This window comes from Enterobacter sp. GER_MD16_1505_Eko_090 (assembly GCF_003331015.1).
Lineage (GTDB): Bacteria > Pseudomonadota > Gammaproteobacteria > Enterobacterales > Enterobacteriaceae > Enterobacter > Enterobacter roggenkampii.
In genome coordinates, this window is the sequence record NZ_PUQF01000003.1 from 215,685 (window position 1) to 239,796 (window position 24,112).

Annotated in this window: 28 protein-coding genes and 1 other annotated feature; of the genes, 12 read left to right on the top strand and 16 right to left on the bottom strand. The window is 56.3% G+C overall.

Features of this window, described 5'->3' with window-relative positions; all coding sequences use genetic code 11:
* Positions 1-107 precede the first annotated feature (107 nt).
* From hemP to C6A40_RS05095, 6 genes are all read left to right on the top strand, one after another.
* A complete protein-coding gene (gene hemP, locus C6A40_RS05070) occupies positions 108-290 on the top strand; it encodes a hemin uptake protein HemP (RefSeq protein ID WP_021241095.1) in 183 nt (60 codons plus the stop codon).
* A 72-nt stretch (positions 291-362) separates the two neighbouring features.
* Positions 363-2,345: a TonB-dependent hemoglobin/transferrin/lactoferrin family receptor gene (locus C6A40_RS05075; protein ID WP_023327178.1), complete on the top strand. Its 1,983-nt coding sequence runs from the start codon at positions 363-365 to the stop codon at positions 2,343-2,345.
* Between the two features lie 35 nt (positions 2,346-2,380).
* Positions 2,381-3,409, top strand: a complete 1,029-nt coding sequence (locus C6A40_RS05080; protein ID WP_045336113.1) for a hemin-degrading factor — start codon at positions 2,381-2,383, stop codon at positions 3,407-3,409.
* Positions 3,406-4,227, top strand: a complete 822-nt coding sequence (locus tag C6A40_RS05085) for a heme/hemin ABC transporter substrate-binding protein (RefSeq protein WP_045336114.1) — start codon at positions 3,406-3,408, stop codon at positions 4,225-4,227. The genes C6A40_RS05080 and C6A40_RS05085 overlap by 4 nt, the downstream gene beginning before the upstream one ends.
* The gene (locus C6A40_RS05090; RefSeq protein WP_045336115.1) at positions 4,227-5,219 is read left to right on the top strand and encodes a FecCD family ABC transporter permease; all 993 of its coding nucleotides are present in this window, start codon (positions 4,227-4,229) and stop codon (positions 5,217-5,219) included. The genes C6A40_RS05085 and C6A40_RS05090 overlap by 1 nt, the downstream gene beginning before the upstream one ends.
* Positions 5,212-5,991 carry a heme ABC transporter ATP-binding protein gene (locus C6A40_RS05095; protein ID WP_045336116.1) on the top strand — a complete coding sequence of 260 codons (780 nt, stop codon included), beginning with the start codon at positions 5,212-5,214 and terminating at the stop codon, positions 5,989-5,991. The genes C6A40_RS05090 and C6A40_RS05095 overlap by 8 nt, the downstream gene beginning before the upstream one ends.
* Before the next feature lie 38 nt (positions 5,992-6,029).
* On the opposite strand, the gene selO is transcribed toward C6A40_RS05095, so the two are convergent.
* From selO to thrS, 14 genes are all read right to left on the bottom strand, one after another.
* The gene (selO, locus tag C6A40_RS05100) at positions 6,030-7,472 is read right to left on the bottom strand and encodes a protein adenylyltransferase SelO (protein ID WP_045336117.1); all 1,443 of its coding nucleotides are present in this window, start codon (positions 7,470-7,472) and stop codon (positions 6,030-6,032) included.
* Positions 7,473-7,533: 61 nt separating this feature from the next.
* Positions 7,534-8,250 (bottom strand): EAL domain-containing protein, encoded by a 717-nt coding sequence (locus tag C6A40_RS05105; RefSeq protein WP_008500649.1) that lies wholly within the window; start codon positions 8,248-8,250, stop codon positions 7,534-7,536.
* A 293-nt stretch (positions 8,251-8,543) separates the two neighbouring features.
* Positions 8,544-9,008, bottom strand: coding sequence for an NlpC/P60 family protein (locus C6A40_RS05110; RefSeq protein ID WP_008500650.1), 465 nt, complete (start codon positions 9,006-9,008; stop codon positions 8,544-8,546).
* A gap of 74 nt (positions 9,009-9,082) precedes the next feature.
* Positions 9,083-9,838 (bottom strand): vitamin B12 ABC transporter ATP-binding protein BtuD, encoded by a 756-nt coding sequence (gene btuD / locus C6A40_RS05115; RefSeq protein WP_008500651.1) that lies wholly within the window; start codon positions 9,836-9,838, stop codon positions 9,083-9,085.
* Entirely contained in the window at positions 9,838-10,389 is a 552-nt protein-coding gene (locus tag C6A40_RS05120) for a glutathione peroxidase (protein WP_021241087.1), read from the bottom strand. Before C6A40_RS05120 ends, btuD begins: the two co-directional genes overlap by 1 nt.
* Before the next feature lie 22 nt (positions 10,390-10,411).
* On the bottom strand, positions 10,412-11,392 hold the full coding sequence (btuC, locus tag C6A40_RS05125; RefSeq protein WP_032674592.1) for a vitamin B12 ABC transporter permease BtuC: 981 nt from the start codon (positions 11,390-11,392) through the stop codon (positions 10,412-10,414).
* Between the two features lie 103 nt (positions 11,393-11,495).
* Positions 11,496-11,795 carry an integration host factor subunit alpha gene (ihfA, locus tag C6A40_RS05130; RefSeq protein ID WP_003857805.1) on the bottom strand — a complete coding sequence of 100 codons (300 nt, stop codon included), beginning with the start codon at positions 11,793-11,795 and terminating at the stop codon, positions 11,496-11,498.
* A gap of 4 nt (positions 11,796-11,799) precedes the next feature.
* Positions 11,800-14,187, bottom strand: coding sequence for a phenylalanine--tRNA ligase subunit beta (gene pheT / locus C6A40_RS05135; protein WP_045336119.1), 2,388 nt, complete (start codon positions 14,185-14,187; stop codon positions 11,800-11,802).
* Positions 14,188-14,202: 15 nt separating this feature from the next.
* Positions 14,203-15,186 (bottom strand): phenylalanine--tRNA ligase subunit alpha, encoded by a 984-nt coding sequence (pheS, locus tag C6A40_RS05140; protein WP_021241084.1) that lies wholly within the window; start codon positions 15,184-15,186, stop codon positions 14,203-14,205.
* Positions 15,187-15,248: 62 nt separating this feature from the next.
* Positions 15,249-15,373 (bottom strand) — a sequence feature (Phe leader region).
* Positions 15,324-15,368, bottom strand: coding sequence for a pheST operon leader peptide PheM (gene pheM, locus C6A40_RS24960; RefSeq protein WP_001386830.1), 45 nt, complete (start codon positions 15,366-15,368; stop codon positions 15,324-15,326). Its footprint overlaps the feature before it by 45 nt.
* Positions 15,374-15,490: 117 nt before the next feature.
* Positions 15,491-15,847 carry a 50S ribosomal protein L20 gene (gene rplT / locus C6A40_RS05145; RefSeq protein WP_000124850.1) on the bottom strand — a complete coding sequence of 119 codons (357 nt, stop codon included), beginning with the start codon at positions 15,845-15,847 and terminating at the stop codon, positions 15,491-15,493.
* Positions 15,848-15,896: 49 nt separating this feature from the next.
* Positions 15,897-16,094 carry a 50S ribosomal protein L35 gene (rpmI, locus tag C6A40_RS05150; RefSeq protein ID WP_001124225.1) on the bottom strand — a complete coding sequence of 66 codons (198 nt, stop codon included), beginning with the start codon at positions 16,092-16,094 and terminating at the stop codon, positions 15,897-15,899.
* Between the two features lie 97 nt (positions 16,095-16,191).
* Positions 16,192-16,734 (bottom strand): translation initiation factor IF-3, encoded by a 543-nt coding sequence (infC, locus tag C6A40_RS05155; RefSeq protein ID WP_023616141.1) that lies wholly within the window; start codon positions 16,732-16,734, stop codon positions 16,192-16,194.
* A 3-nt stretch (positions 16,735-16,737) separates the two neighbouring features.
* Complete coding sequence (gene thrS / locus C6A40_RS05160) at positions 16,738-18,666, bottom strand: threonine--tRNA ligase (protein ID WP_008500657.1); 1,929 nt, start codon at positions 18,664-18,666, stop codon at positions 16,738-16,740.
* A 324-nt stretch (positions 18,667-18,990) separates the two neighbouring features.
* Between thrS and yncL the strand changes: the two genes are divergently transcribed.
* Positions 18,991-19,083, top strand: coding sequence for a stress response membrane protein YncL (gene yncL, locus C6A40_RS05170; RefSeq protein WP_021241082.1), 93 nt, complete (start codon positions 18,991-18,993; stop codon positions 19,081-19,083).
* Between the two features lie 98 nt (positions 19,084-19,181).
* On the top strand, positions 19,182-19,289 hold the full coding sequence (gene yniD / locus C6A40_RS05175; protein WP_008500658.1) for a small membrane protein YniD: 108 nt from the start codon (positions 19,182-19,184) through the stop codon (positions 19,287-19,289).
* Between the two features lie 80 nt (positions 19,290-19,369).
* Here yniD and C6A40_RS05180 read toward each other — a convergent pair whose 3' ends face one another.
* Positions 19,370-20,128: a DUF481 domain-containing protein gene (locus tag C6A40_RS05180; protein WP_021241081.1), complete on the bottom strand. Its 759-nt coding sequence runs from the start codon at positions 20,126-20,128 to the stop codon at positions 19,370-19,372.
* Between the two features lie 295 nt (positions 20,129-20,423).
* On the opposite strand from C6A40_RS05180, the gene pfkB reads away from it, so the two are divergent.
* The 3 genes from pfkB (at position 20,424) to C6A40_RS05195 (ending at position 22,719) form a co-directional block, all read left to right on the top strand.
* Complete coding sequence (gene pfkB / locus C6A40_RS05185) at positions 20,424-21,356, top strand: 6-phosphofructokinase II (protein ID WP_045336121.1); 933 nt, start codon at positions 20,424-20,426, stop codon at positions 21,354-21,356.
* A gap of 106 nt (positions 21,357-21,462) precedes the next feature.
* Positions 21,463-21,753 carry a type V toxin-antitoxin system endoribonuclease antitoxin GhoS gene (gene ghoS, locus C6A40_RS05190; protein ID WP_045336123.1) on the top strand — a complete coding sequence of 97 codons (291 nt, stop codon included), beginning with the start codon at positions 21,463-21,465 and terminating at the stop codon, positions 21,751-21,753.
* Between the two features lie 105 nt (positions 21,754-21,858).
* On the top strand, positions 21,859-22,719 hold the full coding sequence (locus tag C6A40_RS05195; protein WP_008500662.1) for a fructosamine kinase family protein: 861 nt from the start codon (positions 21,859-21,861) through the stop codon (positions 22,717-22,719).
* A gap of 36 nt (positions 22,720-22,755) precedes the next feature.
* Here C6A40_RS05195 and C6A40_RS05200 read toward each other — a convergent pair whose 3' ends face one another.
* Complete coding sequence (locus C6A40_RS05200; protein WP_008500663.1) at positions 22,756-23,292, bottom strand: YniB family protein; 537 nt, start codon at positions 23,290-23,292, stop codon at positions 22,756-22,758.
* 148 nt (positions 23,293-23,440) lie between these two features.
* On the opposite strand from C6A40_RS05200, the gene hxpB reads away from it, so the two are divergent.
* Positions 23,441-24,112, top strand: a complete 672-nt coding sequence (gene hxpB / locus C6A40_RS05205; protein WP_021241077.1) for a hexitol phosphatase HxpB — start codon at positions 23,441-23,443, stop codon at positions 24,110-24,112.

Consider the following 24,112-nt stretch of genomic DNA (forward strand, 5'->3'; position numbering starts at 1 on the left):
GCACAATATTGATCCTCTCACCCTTTTTTCACAAAAACGCTTGCCGTAAATTTGCAGTTTATTGATAATGATTATCATTGTTACATTGATTGTTATTTATAAACATTATGTCACGTACGGATAACAGCGCGGCAACGCCAGCAAAAACAGACACAGCACCAGCCCCTACCGAGCGTCGAATTGACAGCAAAACCCTGCTCGGCGATGCGGGGCGGGTCATTATCGAGCATGACGGCCAGCGCTATCTGCTGCGCCAGACCCATGCCGGAAAACTGATCCTCACAAAATAAACCAAAAACTTCGCCAGCCACCCAGGTGATCCCCAGGCAGCCAGCGCTTTCGATTCTTTATGGAGAGTTGCTATGCCACACCTGCCTTCCGCGTCTTTACGCCCGTCACTTCTGGCGCTGGCGATTGTCAGCACCCTGCCGGGCGTCGCGTTTGCTGCCGCAGATGAAATGACCGTCACCGCCACGGGCAACGCCCGCAGCGCCTTTGAAGCCCCCATGATGGTGAGCGTGATTGATGCCACCGCCCCGGAGAAACAAACCGCCAGCTCGGCGGCCGACCTGCTGCGTAACGTTCCCGGCCTGATGCTGGACGGCACCGGGCGCACCAACGGGCAGGACGTGAACCTGCGCGGCTACGATCGTCGCGGCGTGCTGGTGCTGGTTGACGGCGTGCGTCAGGGCACCGACACCGGCCACCTGAACAGCACGTTCCTCGATCCGGCGCTGATTAAACGTATTGAAGTGGTTCGCGGCCCGTCGGCCCTGCTGTACGGCAGCGGCGCGCTGGGCGGCGTGATTTCCTATGACACCGTTGATGCAAAAGACCTGCTGGAAACGGGTAAAAACAGCGGTTATCGTGTGTTTGGTACGGGGGCGACAGGCGATCACAGTCTTGGCATGGGGGCCAGCGCCTATGGCCGCACCGACACGCTGGACGGTCTGGTGGCCTGGTCCAGCCGGGATCGCGGTGATATCCGCCAGAGCGACGGAGCAACCGCCCCTAACGACGAGTCCATCAATAACATGCTGGCGAAAGGCAGCTGGAAAATCGACCCGGCCCAGACCCTGAGCGGCGCCCTGCGCTACTACAACAACGATGCTCAGGAACCAAAAAACCCGCAAACCACTGGGGCGGACAGCAGTAACCCGATGACCGATCGCTCCACCATCCAGCGTGACGCGCAGGTGGGCTACCGCATCGCCCCGGAAGGTAACGACTGGCTGAACGCCGACGCGAAGGTCTACTGGTCCGAAGCGCGCATTAATGCCCAGAATATCGACAACAGCGGTGAGTTCCGCAAGCAGACCACCAAAGGCGGCAAGGTGGAAAACCGCACCCGCCTGTTCAGCGACACGTTTGCAGCACATCTGCTGACCTACGGTGGGGAATACTACCGTCAGGAGCAGCATCCGGGCGGCGCGACCACCGGCTTCCCGGAGGCGAAAATCGACTTCAGCTCCGGCTGGCTGCAGGACGAAATCACCCTGCGCGATCTGCCGGTCACCCTGCTGGGCGGTACGCGCTATGACAACTACCGCGGCAGCAGCAATGGCTACGACGACGTGGATGCCGATAAATGGTCCTCCCGCGCCGGGTTGACCGTCAGCCCGACCGACTGGCTGATGCTGTTTGGCTCATACGCGCAGGCGTTCCGCGCGCCCACCATGGGCGAGATGTACAACGACGCCAAACACTTCTCTATTGGCCGCTTCTATACCAACTACTGGGTGCCAAACCCGAACCTGCGCCCGGAAACCAACGAAACGCAGGAGTTTGGGTTCGGTCTGCGCTTTGACGATCTGCTGCTTGCCAACGATGCGCTGGAGTTTAAAGCCAGCTATTTCGATACCAAAGCTAAAGACTATATCTCCACCACCGTCAATTTTGCCGCCGCGACCACCATGTCTTATAACGTTCCGAACGCCAAAATCTGGGGCTGGGACATGATGGCAAAATACTCTGCCGACCTCTTCAACCTCGACCTGGCCTATAACCGCACGCGCGGGAAAGACACCGATACGGGCGAGTACATCTCCAGCATCAACCCGGATACCGTCACCAGCAAGCTGGACATTCCGGTGGCGCAGAGCGGTTTTTCCGTCGGCTGGATTGGCACCTTTGTCGATCGCTCAACGCATATCAGCAGCAGCTACAGCAAGCAGCCGGGCTACGCGGTCAATGACTTCTACGTCAGCTATAAGGGTCAGGAGCAGCTCAAAGGCGTGACCACGACGCTGGTGCTCGGCAACGCCTTTGACAAAGAATACTGGTCACCTCAGGGCATTCCGCAGGACGGCCGTAACGGCAAGATTTTCGTAAGCTATCAGTGGTAATTCCCGTCGGGGCAACTCTTCAGAAGGATAAGAAAATGAATCACTACACGCGCTGGCTTGAGCTGAAAGAAGACAATCCGGGTAAGTACGCGCGCGACATCGCAGGGTTAATGAACATCAGCGAAGCAGAGCTGACCTTTGCCCGCGTGGGTCACGACGCCTGGCGACTGCGCGGTGAAATCCGCGAGATCCTGGGCGCGCTGGAAGCGGTGGGCGAAACCAAATGCATCTGCCGCAACAACTACGCCGTTCACGAGCAGGTCGGAAGCTTCACCAACCAGCACCTGAACGGCCATGCCGGGCTGGTGCTGAACCCGCGCGCGCTGGATCTGCGCCTGTTCCTCAACCAGTGGGCAAGCGCGTTTCACATCAGTGAAGCCACCGCCCGCGGCGAGCGGCAGAGCATTCAGTTCTTCGACCATCAGGGCGATGCCCTGCTGAAGGTCTACGCCACGGACAACACCGACCTTTCCGCCTGGGGCGACGTGCTGACCCGTTTTATCTTTGCCGATAATCCATCGCTGGCGTTGAAGAAGCCCGATATGCCTGCTCACGCGGAAAATGCGCAAGCTGCGCTCGTGGACAACGAGTGGCGCGCCATGACCGACGTGCACCAGTTCTTCAGCATCCTCAAACGCCATAACCTCAGCCGCCAGCAGGCGTTTCGCCTGGTGGGGGACGATCTGGCCTGTCGGGTAGAGAACAGCGCGCTGGCGCAGCTGCTGGAGACGGCGCGCCGGGACGGCAATGAAATCATGGTCTTCGTCGGCAACCGCGGCTGCGTACAGATTTTCACCGGCGCGGTGGAAAAGCTGGCGCCGATGAAAGGCTGGCTGAACATCTTCAACTCAACCTTTACCCTGCACCTGCTTGAAGACGCCATTGCGGAGACGTGGGTCACGCGCAAACCAACCGCTGACGGGCACGTCACCAGCCTGGAGCTGTTTGCCGCCGACGGGACGCAAATCGCCCAGCTGTACGGCCAGCGCACCGAAGGCGAGCCGGAGCAAAGCCAGTGGCGCAGCCAGATAGACGCCCTGACGGCGAAAGGGCTGGCCGCATGAAACGGTGGCTTGTCCTGTTCAGCGCCCTGCCCCTACTGGCGTTTGCTGCGCCGCAGGAGAAAATCGTCACGCTCGGCGGCGACGTCACCGAGATTGTCTACGCCCTCGGCGCGGCGTCTTCCCTGGTGGCCCGCGACAGCACCAGCCAGTGGCCGCAGGCGGCGAACGTGCTGCCGGACGTGGGCTATCTGCGTCAGCTCAACGCCGAAGGGATCTTGTCCATGCGCCCCACGCTGGTGCTGGCCAGCGCCCAGGCGCAGCCCTCTCTGGCGCTAAAGCAGGTTGAGCAAAGCCACGTCCGGGTTATCGCGGTTCCAGCCGCTAACGATTTGAGCGTCATCGACGAAAAAGTGCGGATCGTGGCGGAAGCGACGCATCGCGAGGCCGAGGGGGAAGCCCTGCGCGGCAAGCTGCGTCAGGCGCTGTCAACCCTGCCCACATCGCCGCTCAACAAGCGGGTGCTGTTTATTCTCAACCACGGCGGGATGACCGCGATGGCTGCCGGACAACAGACCGGAGCGGACGCGGCCATTCGCGCGGCGGGGCTGCAGAATGCGATGCAGGGGTTCACCCGCTATCAGCCGCTGTCTCAGGAAGGGGTGATTGCCAGCCGGCCCGATCTGGTGGTGATTTCGCAGGACGGCATCAACGCCCTGGGCGGGGAAGCGAATCTGTGGACGCTGCCCGGGCTGGCGCAAACCCCGGCAGGACGTAATAAGCAGGTGCTGGCGATGGATGATATGGCGCTGCTGGGCTTTAGCGTGCGAACGCCGGAAGCCATCCGGCAGCTGCGGGCCAAAGCGGAGCAACTGCCCTGATGTCCCGGCGAGTCGCCTTGTCATTGTGGATGCTGTCCGCGCTGCTGGTCGTCACGACGCTGACGGCCAGCGGTATTGGCGCGCTGCGCCTGCCGGTCAGCCTGCTGTGGAATGGCACCGACGAGGCCCTGCGTCAGATCTGGCTGACGATCCGCCTGCCACGCGTGCTGCTGGCGCTGGCGATCGGCGGTTCACTGGCGCTCGCGGGCTGCGTGATGCAGGGGCTGTTCCGCAACCCGCTGGCGGACCCGGGCCTGCTCGGCATCAGCAGCGGCGCGGCACTTGCCGTCGCGCTGTGGGTGGTGCTTCCGCTCTCGCTGCCTGCACTGGTGATGCTGTATGCCCCGATGCTGGCGGCGTTTCTCGGCGCGCTGGCCGCCACCTTCGTGATTTTCCTGCTCAGCCGTCAGCGTGACGCTTCCCTGTCGCGCCTGCTGCTAGTGGGCATTGCCATCAACGCCCTGTGCGGTGCGGCCGTCGGCGTGCTGTCATGGCTCAGCAATGATGCCCAGCTTCGCCAGCTTTCACTCTGGGGAATGGGCAGCCTTGGCCAGGCGCAGTGGTCGACGCTGCTGGCCGTCGCGTCGCTGATGATCCCCACCGTGCTGGTTATCTGGCGTCTGGCAGGGCCCCTCAACCTGCTGCAGCTGGGCGATGAAGAGGCGCACTATCTCGGCGTGGAGGTGGCCGCCGTGCAGCGGATCCTGCTGCTGTGCAGCGCCCTGCTGGTGGCTGCCGCCGTTGCGATCAGCGGCGTGATCGGTTTTGTTGGCCTGGTGGTGCCGCACCTGGTGCGCATGTGGCTGGGAGCCGACCATCGGGCCACGCTCCCCGGCTCGGTGCTGGCCGGTGCGCTGCTCCTGCTGATGGCCGACACGCTGGCGCGCAGCGTGGTCGCTCCGGCGGAAATGCCGGTTGGCTTATTGACCAGCCTTCTCGGCGCGCCGTGGTTCCTGTGGCTGATGTTTCGTCGTGGAGGTGCGCATGGCTGAACGCTATTGTGCAGAAAACCTTGTTTTTCGCGCCGGGCAACGCACGCTGATTAACGACGTGTCGCTGACCTTATCTCAGGGCGAGCTGGTGGCGTTGATTGGCCCCAACGGCGCCGGGAAATCGACGCTGTTGCGACTGCTTACCGGCTATCTTAAACCTGCTGGGGGACGGTGCAGCCTGGCGGGCACACCGCTTGCGGCCTGGAAACCGGAAAGGCTCTCCCGCTACCGGGCGGTGATGCGCCAGAGCACGCAGATCGGATTTGACTGGCCGGTTGAGGCGGTGGTCGGTATGGGGCGTGCGCCCTGGACCCGCACGCCAGAAGCGTCGGTGATCGAGGAGGTGATGGCCATCACCGGCTGTTTACCGCTGGCGGGCAGGCAGTTTGCTGCGCTCTCCGGCGGCGAGCAGCAGCGCGTTCAGCTCGCCCGCGCGCTGGCTCAGCTCTGGTGCGACGGGGCGCCGCGCGGCTGGCTGTTTCTTGATGAACCGACGTCCGCGCTGGATCTCTATCACCAGCAGCATCTGCTGCGCCTGCTGAAATCCCTGACCAGCCGGGGACATCTGCACGTGTGCGCGGTGCTGCACGACCTCAACCTGGCAGCGCTGTGGGCGGATCGCATCCTGCTCCTGCACAGCGGCAGGATCGTGTCCCAGGGAGAACCGGAAACCGTTTTGCAGGCCGATGCGCTGGCGCGCTGGTACGGCGCACAGGTTCACGTCGGCAGGCATCCCGCTCACGCCGTGCCGCAGGTGTTTCTCGTCCCCTGACCGGGCCGGATTCTGACGACGCCGACTCCGGCCAGACACTAGCTTGAGCAACTGACCTCCAGCCGCTTGCCCCACTCAGGCGGGCGGCTGACGTAATCATCATCCCGGTCGGCAAACGGCGTGCGCAACGCCACGTGCAAACGGTGTAACTCGTCGTACTCGCCCTGCTCGGCCTGCTCAATCGCCCGCTGCGCCAGCCAGTTGCGCAACACCATCGCAGGGTTCGTAGCGTTCATCTGCGCCTGGCGGGTCGCATCATCCACCTGCTCCTGCTGCAGCCGCGCGCGGTACGATGCAAACCAGTCGTCAAACGCCTGTCTGTCAATAAACTCATCGCGCAGCGGCGAGGCGGCACTGTGCTGCTCCGTCTGGCCCAGCATCCGGAAGGTGCGCGTGTAATCGCTGCCCTCGCGCGCCATCAGGGCAAACAGGCCATTGAGGATGTCGTTATCGCCCTTCTCCTGCGTGACTAGCCCCAGCTTGTTGCGCATCAGCGAGCCATACTCTCGCAGTAAGATCGCCTGATAGCTGTCGAGCGCATCATTCAGGGCATCAACGTCGATGAACGGCGACAGGGTTTGCGCAAGCCGCTGCAGGTTCCACAGGCCCACCGCGGGCTGATTGTCAAAACTGTAGCGCCCCTGATAGTCGGAGTGGTTACAGATGTACCCTGGCTGATAATCATCCAGGAAACCAAACGGGCCGTAGTCAAAGGTCAACCCGAGAAGCGACATGTTGTCCGTATTCATGACGCCATGGGCAAAACCTACCGTTTGCCAGCGGGCAATCAGGGCTGCGGTACGGGCCACTACGTCCCTGAACCAGAGAACGTATTGATCCGCGTCGTCCTGCAACTGCGCCCAGTGGTGACGAATGGCAAAGTCAGCCAGCTGGCGCACCTTGTCCGGCTCGCGGCGATAGTAAAAGTGCTCAAAATGACCGAAGCGCAAATGGCTTTGCGCAATGCGCATCAGCATTGCGCCCTTTTCCACGGTTTCGCGCGCAACCGGCGTGTCGCTGGTCACGATCGACAGCGCACGGGTGGTGGGGATACCCAGGGCATGCATCGCTTCGGAGCCCAGGCATTCCCGAATCGTTGAACGCAGAACCGCACGCCCGTCGCCCATCCGCGAATAGGGCGTCAGGCCCGCACCTTTCAGGTGCCAGTCAACCGTCTCCCCGTTGGGAAGCTGTTGTTCACCGAGCAGGATCCCCCTGCCGTCGCCCAGTTGCCCAGCCCAGACGCCAAACTGATGTCCGCTATAGACCTGGGCCAGGGGTTGCATCCCGGCGAGCAGCGTTTCGCCTCCCCAGACGCCAGCGCTCCCTGAACGCTGAAACAGCTCAGGCGGAATGGCCAGTTCTTCTGCCAGCCGATCGTTATGCCAGATAAGGCGTGAATTTTGTAACGGTGTGGGTTTGAGTGCGGTATAAAATCCCGGCAACTCGTCATGCCAGTGAGCAGTAAAAGACAGGGTCATAAGTCCTCCTGCTTTTAGTGTAGAGGGTTTACCCGGACTTAAACACGGGCGAAAGCAAGGGTTATCGCTGCTGAACCAGCGTAGTGACGTGTTCCGCCGAGACGGCAGGCCAGAGTGTTCCCTGCATGGCGCCAAAATTAAAGGACAACACGCGCTGCAACAGACCGTGGTCGTCAATGCCCGAGACAATCACAGACTGGCAGTGTGGCGTGATTTGCCAGAGGATGGCGCGCATAAATGGCTCAAAAGAGAGCTCTGAAGCACGCTGCTGAATGAAGCCTTTATCGAGAATAACCCGTTTAAATAATCCATCGTAGACCGCCTTGAGCGATGCAGCGCCTGCACCAAAGTTTGCCAGCACCAATGGGAAATGGATTGCCATTCTCGCCAGCTGAAGATCGTCCTTTCCGTTATTTAAACCTGGATAATTCTCATTAACAGTAAACTCAAGAAACGGATAACGCTCAAGAATTGAAACAGCGTTTCCATTACTTAATAAAAATTCAACTATTGCAGGTGTAATATTGATCCATGCAATTAACTGATGCTGAATAAAAAACAGTTTGCAGGTATCAAGCAATTGCAGTTTTTCGTTAAACAGCGCTAACTCTTCAGCCGCTGAAAGTCGTGGGATAACAAGCTCAGTGGGGATCCGCACATCGCTGTCGACGCCAGTAAAGTTAACCAGAATTTCTAAACCTTTAAGCTCCCCTGCGCTATTACGGGCAGGCAAAAGCAGCAGTTCAGACTGGTAAGCATTATCTAGCGTAATTATCATTGCACTCGCCCCGCATTAAAGATGAGAGAGGACATCCTGGAGCAATTGCCGACACAATTCCACTGTCTTGATTTTAATAAGATTAATTTCATTAGTTCCGTATTAATTTTCAGATTTTTCCCTGAATCTAAAATAATCTTATCCTGGTTGCAAAATAATAGCCAGTTTTAGATAAAACAGATACATGAGGGATTCGCTAATTTTAGGTAAATTTAACTTTAATCATCTTATTTGAGAAAAAACGGCATGTTTATTCGCTGCCATGCCGTCATAAGAGAGGTATACGACGAAGATTATATACGTCGTGCCTGCCAGAAATTTTTACGCCAGTAAACATTATCAAGAGAAGAGCGCATCACGCCGCGGCTCGTCGAGGCGTGAATGAACTGGTTGTCAGTATCATAAATGCCCACATGAAGTCCGCTTTCCCCCGATCCGGTTTTGAAGAAAACCAGGTCCCCGGGCAGGAGGTCGTCTTTATCAATTTCCGTGCCGATTTCTGCCTGTTTACGCGTTTCACGCGGCAGCTGTAAATCAAACTTGTCGCGAAACGTCATCAGAACGAAGCCGGAGCAATCTACACCGCCACGGCTCATGCCGCCGTAGCGATAAGGCGTGCCGCGCCAGTTGCTCAGCTGATCGTTGAGGCTGGCAATGACGGTGATCGAATCTGAAAGCCGTGGGTTAGGCGGCGGTGCACGATGGCTACTGCATCCCGCAAGAAAAAGTGCGGCCATCAGGAGAAACCAGAATCGCATTTTCAGACGAATCCTCTGCTTTTTTTGTTCTTTTCGTAATTTAGCGTGCAATTGCGCTCACAGGCAAGAAACGCTTACTCCTGCCCGGTCGAAATCAGCATCTTATGGCCCTCAATATCCAGCCTGCGGAACGACATGTTGTACGCGCGGGCAAGATTGGGCGGCGTAAGAACCTGATCCCGCGTACCGCTGGCGATCATCTTCCCCTGCGACAGCAGCCACACCCGGTGGGCATGACGCAAGGTGTGGTTGAGGTCATGACTGCTCATCACCACGGCGATGCCTTTTCGGCTGAGCGCACTTAACAGCGTATCCAGGGCCGCCTGCTGCGCCACATCCAGACCGCTCATCGGTTCATCGAGAAGCAGCATCCGCCCATGAGGATTACCGGCCGGGTGGATCTGAACAATGACAGCCGCCAGACGCACCCGCTGCCATTCGCCGCCGGATAGCTGGCTGACATGCCGGGAGAGTTTATCCTCCAGCCCCAGCGCCGCGGCCACGTCCGTCAGCAGTGCCGTAGAATGTTTGTCGTGCAAATGCAGCATCAGATAGTGCCAGACCGGCATCGCAAAGGGGGGCACCTGCTGCTGCACGAGATAGCTGCGCCGATGCGCCAGCGAGACCGGCGACCACTCGGCCAGCGTATGCTCCAGCAACATTATCTGCCCTTCTCCGGCAGTCATGCCTGCCATCCGTGCCAGCAGCGTGCTCTTTCCTGCGCCGTTTGGCCCGACAAGATGCAGGATTTCTCCCGCATTGACGGCGCCGGTTATCGGCTCCAGACGTCCCTTCTCGGCAACGTCCGTGAGCTGCATCAGCAGCGACATTATTTCGCCAGCGCCAGCTTGATCGATTCCATGACGATCGGATCTTCAGGGGTCATATCCGGTGAAAAACGCTGTACGACCTGGCCGTCGCGACCTATCAGGAATTTTTCAAAGTTCCACAGAATATCGTCCGGATAAAGCGGCGCGCGGCCTTTGCTGGCCATGCGTTCATAAAAACCGCTGCCTTCCGGCGCGACGGCTTTCGGTGCGGCAGCGATCAGCTTCGCATACAGCGGATGGCGGTCTTCACCGTTGACATCGATTTTGCTGAACAGCGGGAACGTTACGCCGTAGGTAGTGCTGCAGAAGGTTTTAATCTCCTCTTCGCTGCCCGGCTCCTGCCCCAGGAACTGGTTGCAGGGGAAGCCCAGCACGGTAAAACCGTCTTTCTCCCAGGCCTTCTGAATGTTTTCCAGCTGCTCGTACTGCGGCGTCAGGCCGCATTTGGATGCCACGTTGACGATCAGCAACACATTGCCTTTGTAGCCTTCCAGCGTGGTTTTATCGCCATCAATGGTGGTCACTTCAGTATTCAGGATATCTGACTGCATAGCATTTCCTCAGGTTGTCGATTTAACGTCCAGCTTTTAATAGTAGCCAGATAAAGACCGGCGCGCCCAGCGTGGCGGTCACCACGCCAATGGGCAGCTCTGCGGCCGTCAGGGCAAGCCTGGCGATGATGTCGGCCACCAGCAGCGTGACGGCCCCGGCAACCGCCGAGGCCGGAAGCAAGGTTCGATGGTCCGTGATTCCGCACAGTCGGAGCATATGCGGAATCACCAGACCGATAAAGCCAATCGCGCCCGCCAGAGCCACGCTGACGCCGACCAGCCAGCCAATGGCGATGACCAGCACATTACGCCAGAACCCAATCGGCATGCCCAGCTGGCGGGCTGAGGTTTCACCCAGCGCGAGCATATTCAACGGCTGCGCCTGCAGGGCAGCCCACACGATGACCGGCACCAGCAGCGCCATCAGCCAGCCCTGCTGCCAGTCGACGCCGCCAAAGCCGCCCATCATCCAGTACATGAGCTGCCGAAGGTCAAAAGAGGTCGAGAAGTAGACCGCCCAGGTCATCAGCGCGCTACAGATGATCCCCAGCGCCACGCCGGCAAGCAGCAGACGGCTGGTCGATAAGTGCCGTCTGGCAAAACGAAGAAGGATGAGCGTTATCAGTAATGCGCCAAGGATCGCGCTCAGGCTAATGCTCCAGCCGGAGAGTTCTCCTCCGCCCAGCATCACCGCTGCAATCAGCCCCACGCCCGCACCGTTAGACACGCCGAGCAGCCCGGGCTCCGCCAGAGGATTCTCAAACAACGCCTGCATAATGGTGCCGCACAGCGCCAGCGCGGCCCCCACCAGCATCACCGCGACGGTACGCGGCAGACGAATTTGCCAGACGAAGAGCTGTCCGTCAGGCCCCCACCAGCTTGCGGGCCCTATCCACCGGTCACCGGCGCAGAGGCTAACGCCTGCGGCGACAATGAGCAGCAGCACCAGAATAAGCAGGTGACGCCGATCGGAACGGTGCTGGAGATGGACATAATCAAGCATGTTTACGGTTTTCGTAGCGAGAGATGTAATTGATTTTACGGCGGGTTTGCCTGAGAGCGCAAAGAAAAAAGGCCGCGTGGGCGGCCTTTTTAGTTAGTTCATATTACTCTGCTTTGGGCGTTGCGTTTTCGACACGGCTTTTTAACTTCTGGCCGGGTCTGAAGGTCACCACGCGGCGGGCTGTAATGGGAATATCTTCCCCCGTCTTCGGGTTGCGGCCCGGACGTTGGTTTTTATCTCGCAAATCAAAATTGCCAAAGCCGGAGAGTTTTACCTGCTCACCATTTTCCAGAGCACGACGGATCTCTTCGAAAAACAGCTCTACCAGCTCTTTGGCATCCCGTTTGCTAAGCCCAAGCTTATCAAACAGATATTCTGACATTTCAGCTTTTGTAAGCGCCATAGGTTCAATCCCTCAATGATGCCTGGAATCGCTCTTTTAATGCCTCTACACATTTGGCGACGGTAGCGGCAATCTCCTCTTCTTCGAGTGTACGGCTGGTATCCTGAAGGATCAGGCTGATAGCCAGGCTCTTAAAGCCCTCTGCTACGCCCTTGCCGCGGTACACGTCAAATAAGTTTACGCCAACTACCTGATTTACGCCAACTTTCTTACATTCGGCCAAAATATCTGCTGCGGGCACATTTTCCGCGACCACAACCGCGATATCACGGCGGTTTGCCGGGAAGCGGGAGACGTCCTGAGCCTGAGGAATCACGCGGTCTGCCACCGGGTTCCATTCCAGCTCAAACACGATGGTACGGCCATTCAGGTCCAGTTTACGCTCCAGCTCAGGGTGAACAACCCCAATAAAACCAATGCGTTTGCCGTCTAAATAGAGGGCAGCGCTCTGGCCTGGATGCAGGGCCGGGATGGCTTCTGCGCGGAATTCAATTTCAGATAATTTACCGGTCAGATCCAGAATCGCTTCCAGATCGCCCTTCATATCGTAGAAATCAACCGTGCCTTTTGCCAGGTCCCAGTGTTCTTCATAACGGTTACCGCTGATGGCGCCAGCCAGCATGAGATCCTGACGGATGCCTAAATTTGCCTGATTATCCGGTACAAAGCGCAAACCGCTTTCGAAAATTCGCACGCGGTTTTGCTGGCGATTCTGGTTATAAACGATAGTGCCCAGCAGGCCCGTCCACAGGGACAGACGCATCGCGGACATTTCGCTGGAGATTGGGCTTGGCAGGATCAGCGCTTCCTGACCCGGGTGGATCAGCTGCTGCAGCTTTGGATCAACAAAGCTGTAGGTGATCACTTCCTGATAGCCTTTGTCGTTCAGCATGGTTTTTACACGCTTCAGGGACAGGTCGGCTTCACGGTGGGTGCCCATCACCAGACCTGCCTGTACCGGCTCGTCAGGGATGTTGTTGTAGCCATAAACACGGGCCACTTCTTCCACCAGATCTTCTTCAATTTCCATGTCGAAACGCCATGACGGCGCAACGGCTTTCCACTCGTCCTGGCCTTCGGTTACGTCGCAACCCAGACGCTTCAGAATATCGGTCACCTGCGCGTCGGCAACGTGGTGCCCAATCAGGCGATCCAGCTTGCTGCGACGCAGGGTGATGGTCGCACGCTTCGGCAGCGTGGCTTCGTTGGTGACGTCGATAACCGGGCCCGCTTCGCCGCCGCAGATGTCGATCAGCAGGCGAGTCGCACGCTCCATCGCTTTGTATTGCAGCGCAGGATCCACGCCGCGCTCGTAGCGGTGGGACGCATCGGTGTGCAGGCCGTGACGGCGTGCGCGACCGGTGATGGAAAGCGGGCTGAAGAACGCGCACTCCAGCAGGACGTTTTGCGTTTCGTCGTTGACGCCCGAATGCTCGCCTCCGAAGATACCGCCCATTGCCAGCGCTTTGCTGTGGTCAGCAATCACCAGGGTGTCGGCGTTCAGTTTCGCTTCGGTGCCGTCCAGCAGAACCAGGGTTTCGCCCTCTTTCGCCATGCGCACCACAATACCGCCTTCAATACGATCTTTATCGAAGGCGTGCATTGGCTGGCCCAGTTCCAGCAGAACGTAGTTAGTCACGTCAACCACGGCGTCGATAGAGCGGATACCGCAGCGGCGCAGCTTCTCTTTCATCCACAGCGGGGTTGGCGCTTTCACGTTGATACCTTTCACCACGCGACCGAGATAGCGCGGGCAGGCATCCGCAGCGTCAACCTGGATAGGCAGCACGTCACTGATGGTCGCTTCAACCGGGGCAATCTCCGGCGCGTTCAGCTCGGTCTGGTTCAGCACGGCAACGTCGCGCGCCACGCCGATGATCCCTAAGCAGTCAGCGCGGTTTGGCGTGACGCTAATTTCGATGGTGTTGTCATCAAGCTTCAGGTATTCGCGGATGTCGGTGCCGATTGGCGCATCCAGCGGCAGCTCAATGATGCCGTTGTGATCGTCGGAAATACCCAGCTCGGAGAAGGAACACAGCATGCCTTCAGACGGCTCGCCGCGCAGCTTAGCCGCTTTGATTTTGAAATCGCCCGGCAGTACCGCACCGACGGTCGCCACGGCCACTTTCAGCCCCTGGCGGCAGTTTGGCGCACCGCAGACGATATCCAGCAGACGGTCGCCGCCTACGTTTACTTTTGTTACGCGCAGTTTGTCCGCGTTAGGGTGCTGGCCGCACTCTACCACTTCGCCGACGACCACGCCGTTGAATGCCCCTGAAACCGGCTCAACGCCGTCCACTTCCAGACCTGCCATGGTAATCTGGTTAGAAAGCGCGTCGCTGTCCAGCGTGGTGTTCACCCACTCGCGTAACCACAGTTCACTGAATTTCATTGTTCTGTCCTGCCCTTATTTAAACTGTTTGAGGAAACGCAGATCGTTTTCGAAGAATGCACGTAAGTCGGTGACGCCATAGCGCAGCATGGTCAGACGCTCCATGCCCATACCGAAGGCGAAGCCGGAGTAAACTTCCGGATCGATACCCACGTTGCGCAGGACGTTTGGATGCACCATGCCGCAGCCCAGCACTTCCAGCCATTTGCCGTTTTTGCCCATCACGTCAACTTCCGCAGACGGTTCGGTGAACGGGAAGTAGGACGGACGGAAACGAACCTGCAGATCTTCCTCAAAGAAGTTGTTCAGGAAATCGTGCAGCGTGCCTTTCAGGTTGGTGAAGCTGATGTTTTTATCAACAATCAGACCTTCCATCTGGTGGAACATTGGGGTGTGGGTCTGATCGTAGTCGTTACGATAGACGCGGCCCGGCGCGATAATACGGATTGGCGGCGCCTGATCCTTCATGGTACGGATCTGAACGCCAGAGGTCTGGGTACGCAGCAGACGCGTCGCGTCGAACCAGAAAGTGTCGTGGTCAGCGCGTGCCGGATGATGGCCAGGAATGTTCAGAGCATCGAAGTTGTGGTAATCATCTTCAATTTCCGGGCCAGTCGCCACGGTAAAGCCGAGCTCACCGAAGAAACTTTCAATGCGATCGATGGTGCGGGTAACCGGGTGCAGACCGCCGTTCTCGATGCGGCGACCCGGCAGAGAAACGTCGATCGTCTCTGCGGCCAGACGCGCATTCAGCACCGCGCTTTCCAGCTCGGCTTTGCGTGCGTTCAGCGCCTGCTGTACCTGCTCTTTGGCTTCGTTAATCACCGCCCCCGCTGCCGGGCGCTCTTCTGGCGGCAGCTCACGCAGGGTTGTCATTTGAAGGGTCAGGTGCCCTTTCTTCCCAAGATATTCGACGCGGACATTGTCTAACGCGGCAACATCTGAGGCCTGATTAATGGCGGCTGTTGCACTGGCAACCAGCTCTGCGAGATGTGACATGATTTTCCTCATTATGTCGGTGCAGACACCGATTTGGTGGAGTTATTCTCTCAAATTCAGGCACAAAAAAAGCCTCCATCGGGAGGCTTATCTGGCGCTGTTTTTCGTTTCATCTTTCACGCGCTAGCCTCCTGAAGTCAGGTGCTAAAGTAAAAGAAGAAGCGGAAAATAGCAGCATTCATGCTTGCGTTACCTTGTTGGGTAAAAACCGTTGAGACCTTATTGAAAAGCCTGCACGGGTAAATGTCAATCTTCTTACAGGGTTATATGAAAAGAGGGAGCCAGGCCCCCTCTCTCAACTGGCTTATGCCAGTGCTGCTTTCGCTTTTTCGACCAGAGCGGTGAACGCTACTTTGTCGAATACTGCGATGTCAGCCAGGATCTTACGGTCGATTTCAACAGAGGCTTTTTTCAGGCCGTTGATGAATTTGCTGTAAGAAATACCGTTCTGACGTGCTGCTGCGTTGATACGCGCAATCCACAGTTGACGGAACTGACGCTTACGCTGACGACGGTCACGGTAAGCGTACTGACCTGCTTTGATAACAGCCTGGAAGGCAACGCGGTATACGCGTGAACGCGCACCGTAGTAGCCTTTAGCTTGTTTCAAAATTTTCTTGTGACGTGCACGTGCAATTACACCACGTTTTACGCGAGCCATGTGTGCTCTCCTGTATCTATTCTAAGTTAAAAAAGTTAAACGAAACGACTTATGCGTACGGCAGGCACGCGATGACCAGGCCCAGATCGCCTTTAGAAACCATGGCTTTTGGACGCAGGTGACGTTTACGCTTGGTAGCTTTCTTAGTCAGAATGTGACGCAGGTTAGCGTGCTTGTGCTTAAAACCACCTTTACCGGTTTTTTTGAAGCGCTTAGCAGCACCGCGTACGGTCTTAATTTTTGGCATTTTAATAACTTCCACTTCGCATTGTTAAATAAACGAAACATAGGCGAACAAAACCTATGAAACCCGAAGGCTCCACAGATTTTGCTGCTTGAAGGCCTTACTGTTTCTTCTTAGGAGCGAGCACCATGATCATCTGGCGGCCTTCGATCTTCGTAGGGAAGGATTCGACTACTGCCAGTTCACTCAGATCGTCACGGACACGGTTAAGCACTTCCATACCAATCTGTTGGTGGGCCATCTCACGACCGCGGAAACGCAGTGTGATCTTGGCCTTATCGCCATCTTCCAGAAAGCGAATCAGGCTGCGGAGTTTTACCTGATAATCGCCATCGTCGGTACCAGGACGGAATTTGATTTCCTTAACCTGGATAACTTTTTGCTTCTTCTTCTGTTCCTTAGAAGACTTACTCTTTTCATAAAGGAACTTGCCGTAGTCCATGATACGACAAACTGGCGGTTCGGCGTTAGGGCTGATTTCAACTAAATCTACTCCAGCTTCTTCAGCCTTTTCGATTGCTTCTCTCAGACTCACAATCCCCAGCTGCTCGCCTTCCAGACCTGTTAAGCGAACTTCCTGGGCGCGAATCTCGCCATTGATACGATTCGGACGTGCCGTTTGAACTCGTTTTCCGCCTTTAATACCTTATTCCTCCAGTTGTTGAAGACTGCGGCTGCGAATCTCTTGTTGCAGCTTCTCAATCACTTCACTTACGTCCAGGCTGCCCAGGTCTTTACCACGGCGGGTGCGAACGGCAACTTTGCCGGCTTCCACCTCTTTATCACCACAGACCAACATATACGGGACACGACGTAAAGTGTGCTCGCGGATTTTAAAGCCAATCTTCTCATTTCTCAAGTCTGCTTTTACGCGAATGCCCGCATTTTGTAGTTTCTGCGTCAATTCTTTAACGTAATCTGCCTGAGAATCGGTAATGTTCATCACCACCACCTGCACCGGCGCAAGCCAGGTTGGGAAGAAGCCGGCGAACTCTTCGGTCAGGATGCCGATGAAGCGCTCCAGAGAACCGAGAATGGCGCGGTGAATCATTACCGGCACCTGACGCTCGTTGTCTTCGCCAACATAAGAGGCGCTTAAACGCTGCGGCAGGGAGAAGTCCAGCTGTACAGTACCGCACTGCCATGCGCGATCGAGGCAGTCATACAGGGTAAATTCAATTTTCGGACCGTAGAATGCGCCCTCGCCCAGCTGGTATTCGAACGGAATGCCGTTCTCTTCCAGCGCCACGGCGAGATCCGCTTCTGCGCGATCCCAGGTCTCATCGCTACCGATACGTTTTTCCGGACGCGTTGAGAGTTTGACCACGATCTTCTCGAAGCCAAAGGTGCTGTACATATCGTAGACCATACGAATACAGGCGTTAACTTCGTCACGGACCTGATCTTCGGTACAGAAGATATGCGCATCATCCTGCGTAAAGCCACGCACGCGCATCAGACCGTGCAGCGCACCTGATGGCTCGTTACGGTGGCAGCTACCGAACTCCGCCATACGCAGCGGCAGGTCACGGTAGGATTTCAGACCCTGATTGAAGATCTGAACGTGGCCCGGGCAGTTCATTGGCTTGATGCAGTATTCACGGTTCTCAGAGGAGGTGGTGAACATCGCATCCTTGTAGTTGTCCCAGTGACCGGTTTTTTCCCACAGCACACGGTCCATCATGAACGGGCCTTTCACTTCCTGATACTGGTACTCTTTCAGCTTGGAGCGTACGAAGGTTTCCAGTTCACGGAAGATGGTCCAGCCGTCGTTATGCCAGAACACCATACCCGGCGCTTCTTCCTGCATGTGGTACAGGTCAAGCTGCTTGCCGATTTTACGGTGGTCACGCTTCGCCGCCTCTTCCAGACGCAGCAGGTAAGCGTTCAGGGCTTTTTTATCGGCCCATGCGGTACCATAGATACGCTGCAACATCTTGTTGTTGCTGTCGCCGCGCCAGTAGGCGCCTGCGATCTTCATCAGCTTAAAGTGATGACAGAAGCGCATGTTCGGCACGTGCGGTCCACGGCACATGTCGACGTATTCTTCGTGATGGTACAAGCCAGGCTTGTCATCATGCGAAATGTTTTCGTCAAGAATCGAGACTTTATAGCTCTCGCCGCGCTTCACGAAGGTTTCACGCGCTTCGTGCCAGCTGACTTTCTTCTTGATGACGTCATAGTTCGTTTCGGCGAGCTCGTGCATACGTTTTTCGAGCGCGTCGATATCTTCCTGAGTCAGGGTATGGTCAAGGTCAACGTCGTAGTAGAAACCATTATCGATAACCGGACCGATCGCCATTTTGGTGTTTGGCCACAGCTGTTTGATGGCATGGCCCAACAGGTGCGCGCAGGAGTGACGAATGATCTCCAGACCTTCTTCATCTTTTGCGGTGATGATGGCCAGTGTCGCATCGTTTTCGATCAGATCGGAGGCATCCACCAGCTCACCGTTGACACGGCCGGCGATGGTCGCTTTCGCGAGACCAGGACCGATGTCCAGGGCAACATCCATTGGGCTAACAGCGCGGTCGAAATGGCGTTGGCTGCCATCAGGAAGAGTAATTACAGGCATTTTATATCCTTATTTGCAGTGATGCCCCACACATAAGAGCATATACAAAGAAAATAATCGTGATTTGACAATAGATTACGACACCATCTGACCAACAATCGTCAAATTGGTTCGTCATCATTCACCTGCCGGAAAATCAGACAACGCCGGATATACGGCAAGCCTTGCAATGTTAACACTAACAAAAGGGAGATTGCACCCTCTGCTGGCAGATTGATGTGCTGGCACTTTCGCATGAATTTGCAGGTTGCATATTCCCGGCGCTCGCAATTTAGAAATGCAGGGCTACTCTTGAACAGGTCTTTAAACCCAAAGGTGCATACCATGAACGTATCCAGTAGAACGGTTGTGATATTGAACATCCTTTCCGCCACAGGTTTATTGTTGATTCTCGCCGAACGATTCCACTGGTTCTGAACCGCCCCCTACGCTGGCATAACCCAATCGTTCCTGCGAAGGGGCATATTCAGGCCCTGTTTGGTAGACTGTGGATATCAACGAACAAGGATTAGGTTATGCCAACAAAACGATTTGCCGTAAAACACTGGAAAATGGTGCTGGTGCTGATTGCCATCTGCGGCGCAATGCTGTTACTCCGTTGGGCGGCGATGATTTGGGGTTAGGGGCGAGTACAGCTCATCAGAAGGGACGTCACAAGATCAGAGAGAATAAACGGGCCGACATGATCATCGGCCCGTCTTTATTACATTCTATAACCCAGTGAAACCGTGGTTCTGCGGTCGGTATGATCCGGTGCAGACTCTGGTGGTGAAGAGTTCCAGGTCACGTTGTAGGCGACTTTCAGACCAAAGTGTTCGTTGATGGCCACGTTGAGCGCCGTCTCAGAGTTCAGCGTCGTGTCGTCGGCACCAAATACAGAAACACCCTGTGTAAATTTGGTGTTATCAGTCATCTGCCAGGCATAGGTACCAGAAGCGTAACCGAGCGGTTGGGTTTTGGTATCGCCATTGGTGTACTCATCATAACGCACACCGGGACCGAATTCAAAACGGAGGCTGTGTACCGGACCGTTCAGGAACTGACGACCATAACCCGCCGTGAACACGTCACGCTGGCGATAACCATTGTAACGGTCGGTTAACCAGCTTGCCTGACCAAACAGGTAGTCATAGTCGGTCATGTTGTAACGGCTACGTCCGCCTACCGCATATTTCTCGGAAGAACGTTCGTCATTAGCGGACGTATTGCTGGCATTACCCCACAGAGACCAGGCGGTGGTATTACCGTACCAGGTGAGCGTACTGTCCGCCGTCAGAGAAGAGCTTTTGGTGTTACCGGATTGTGCCAGGTACCCCGCGTTCAGGTTACCTTCAAACGGTTTTTTCGCGGTGGAGGGATCGTCCATGACAGTAAAAACGGAATCATCGGCGGTCGCGTTCATAGCCGCAAACACGCCACCCGCCAGCATCAGTGCAGCGGGCACTGTCTTTAAAAGCTTCATTTTATTAAGGAGTCCGTACAACAAAAAAAGAGACCACACGGTCCCGGAATCTTTCTTGAGGATCAATGACAAGGCGTCCAGAGAAAGGTAACAAATTATAAAAAGCCGCAAATAACATAGCAATGTTTTCTTATTTCATTTTTTGAATAAGAACGATCCCAAAAAGCGTTTTATTTTATATGTCTCCGGCCTCACTTTTATTCACTATTCATATTTAAAATCATACTGTTATTTACATTGCCTTCCTGACAAATGGTGCCAGACTAAAAGGAACCCATGCTAAAAGGAGGTAATGATGGTTTCTATCTACACCCTGACGCTCTCCCCTTCCCTTGATTCCGCCACCCTGACGCCGCAGATTTATCCGGAAGGTAAATTGCGCTGTAGCGCCCCGGTCTTTGAGCCCGGCGGTGGCGGTATCAACGTGGCGCGCGCCATTACCCACCTCGGCGGCAAAGCCACGGCCATTTTCCCCGCAGGCGGTGCTACCGGTGAACACCTGGTCTCCCTGCTTGCAGATGAACAGGTGGCCGTAGAGACCGTCGAGGCGAAAGACTGGACGCGGCAAAACCTGCATGTCCACGTGGAATCCAGCGGCGAGCAGTACCGGTTTGTCATGCCGGGCGCGAAACTCACCGATGACGAGTTTCGTCAGCTTGAAGAGAAAGTGCTGACGATAGAAAGCGGCGCGCTGCTGGTGGTCAGCGGCAGCCTGCCGCCCGGCGTCAGTACGGAAAAATTAACCGCGCTGATTCAGGCGGCGCAGCAACGCGGTATCCGCTGCATCGTCGACAGCAGCGGCGAGGCTCTGCAGGCGGCCTTAGTGCCGGGCAATCTTGAGCTGGTCAAACCCAACCAGAAAGAGTTAAGCGCGCTGGTCAACCGAGACTTGACGCAGCCTGACGATGTGCGCACCGCCGCGCAGGAGCTGGTACGCAGCGGCAAAGCGCGACGCGTGGTGGTTTCCCTCGGTCCGCAGGGGGCGCTGGCCGTCGATGAAACGTCGTCCGTTCAGGTTGTTCCACCGCCGATGAAGAGCCAGAGCACGGTTGGCGCGGGTGACAGCATGGTGGGCGCGATGACGCTTAAGCTTGCGCAGGGCGCGTCACTGCTGGAGATGACGCGCTACGGCGTGGCGGCGGGTAGCGCCGCCACCATCAACCAGGGCACGCGCCTCTGTTCGCTGGCCGATACGCAAAAAATCGTCGATTACCTGTCCCGAAATTAACGTCTGTTCCCCTTCATCTGCATGGAGGGGAACGTCATCCCCGAGTCGCCAAACGCAAACTATCGACTATGCTAAGAAAACTTCCATGATAACAATGAGGTGAATTATGAGCAGTGGTGACATCACTCGTTATGTCGTAACCGTCAACCTTCATGAAGCATCGCTTACCGAGCTAAATGAGCTCAACAATGCCTTCACCCGGGCTAATTTTCTCCTCACCCTGACGGATGACGAAGGCAATATTCATGATTTAGGCACTCTGGCATTTGGCCTGATCGGCGCGCTGAATAAAGAAGAGGTCCATGCGCTGGCCGCCAGCCTGGTGGAAAGTGTGACCAACAAGCCAGCCGAAATTGACGTCGACACCTGGGAAAGCTGGCAGAAAAAAGAACAATAAGTGCCCTGTATGAAATTAAACCGCTCAGGTGTGCGTTAGTTCGTATTTTTTTACCGCAATAATGCGCTAACTTTATGATCTGGCAGACAACATGGGAGAGTCAACATGTGGCAGGCTATCAGTCATCTTTTAAGTGAGCAGCTGGGTGAAGGTGAAATTGAACTGCGTAACGAACTGCCAGGCGGAGAGATCCACGCCGCGTGGCATTTACGCTACGCAGGGCGCGATCTCTTCGTAAAATGCGATGAACGTGAGTTGCTTCCGATATTTACCGCCGAAGCCGATCAGCTGGAGCTGTTGTCGCGCAGTAAAACGGTGACGGTCCCGCAGGTTCTGGCCGTCGGTAGCGACCGCGATTACAGTTTTCTGGTCATGGAATATCTCCCCGCCCGTCCGCTGGATGCCCATAACGCTTTCATTCTTGGCCAGCAGCTAGCGCGCCTCCATCAGTGGAGCGACCAGCCGCAGTTTGGCCTGGATTTTGACAACGATCTCTCCACCACGCCACAGCCCAATGCCTGGCAGCGCCGCTGGTCGACGTTTTTTGCCGAGCAGCGCATTGGCTGGCAGCTAGAGCTTGCCGCCGAAAAAGGGCTGGAATTTGGCAATATTGATGCCATCGTCGAGCACGTGCAGCAGCGTCTGGCCTCTCACCAGCCTCAGGCGTCTCTGCTCCACGGTGATTTGTGGTCCGATAACTGCGCGCTGGGGCCCAACGGCCCCTATATCTTCGACCCGGCCTGCTACTGGGGTGACCGAGAGTGTGACCTTGCCATGCTGCCGCTGCACCCGGAACAACCGCCGCAGATATACGACGGATATCAGTCGGTTTCTCCCCTGCCGCCCGGCTTCCTCGATCGTCAACCGGTGTATCAGCTTTATACGCTGATGAACCGCGCCATACTTTTTGGTGGGGAACACCTGGTTAACGCCCAGCGAGCGCTTGAGCGCATGCTTGCCGCCTGAGACGCGAACGGGTGGCTTTGCCGCCACCCGTATCGGTTACAGAAAACCGAGCAGTGAGAAGAAGAAGTATCCTGCCACAATGATAATCACGGGAAGGATATAGAGCGGAAAAATTTGCAGGAAAATGGTGTGACGCGGCACAACAATGCGGGATTCAATCTGCTCCCGGCTCATGCCTTCCGGGCCTTTGGCCTGTTCCAGAATGAGCTGGTCCTCAACGCCCTCGCGTAAGAAGCGCGTCTGACGGCTCATTCGCGCGCCAGAGGCCTGCAGCGCCAGCGCAACAAAGATCAGGGCGTAGATCACCCAAAAGCCGATATTCAGCTGATGCTGAAAATCCGGGGTCGGTGAGTTAAACCAGAAGACATTCAAGAATGGCGTATTAAAACGCATCATCTCAATCATCACATGCGCAAAATCAAGCATAACTGCATTGATACCCGGCTGTTTTTCGCTGTGATCGTACATAAATTTGAGTACAGAAATCAGCGTAGAAATGACGGCAGGAATAAAAATCACCCAGCCAGCAATACGTTTTAAGACCGCAATGCGTCCAGCTTGTTGATACGTCATCAGTTCCTCTTCATAAAGACGCGTTATTTGTGCCTAAGTCTACCTGCTGGTCATCAATTTCGCCCGCTCTTTAAAAGCAATATGCTAAATTGCAGAGTGTGCTTAGCACTTATCGTCTGTCGAACACCCTGGATAAGGAGACGTTGTGATGTCGACACCGCGCCAAATTCTTGCCGCAATTTTTGACATGGATGGATTACTGATCGATTCCGAACCGTTGTGGGATCGCGCCGAACTGGAGGTCATGGCCAGCCTGGGCGTGGACATCAGCCGCCGTAATGAACTTCCCGATACGCTGGGCCTGCGCATCGATATGGTGGTTGACCTGTGGTTTGCCCAACAGCCGTGGGCTGGACCGGGTCGTGATGAAGTGACCGCGCGCATTATCAGCCGCGCCATTTCGCTGGTAGAAGAGAGCAAGCCGCTGCTGCCCGGCGTACGTGAGGCCGTCGCGCTGTGTAAAGCCCAGGGACTGAAGGTCGGCCTGGCCTCGGCGTCACCGCTGCATATGCTGGAAAAAGTGCTCATCATGTTTGAACTGCGCGACAGTTTCGACGCGCTGGCGTCCGCTGAGAAATTGCCTTACAGCAAGCCGCACCCGCAGGTCTATCTCGACTGTGCCGCTAAGCTCGGCGTGGATCCCCTCAACTGCGTTGCGCTGGAAGATTCCGTTAACGGCATGATAGCGTCTAAAGCCGCGCGGATGCGCTCCATTGTGGTGCCTGCGGAAGAAGGCCGCCACGATCCCCGGTTTGCCCTTGCCGATGTGAAGCTGATTTCACTGGCAGAACTCACGGCGCATCACCTCCGGGGCGGTTAA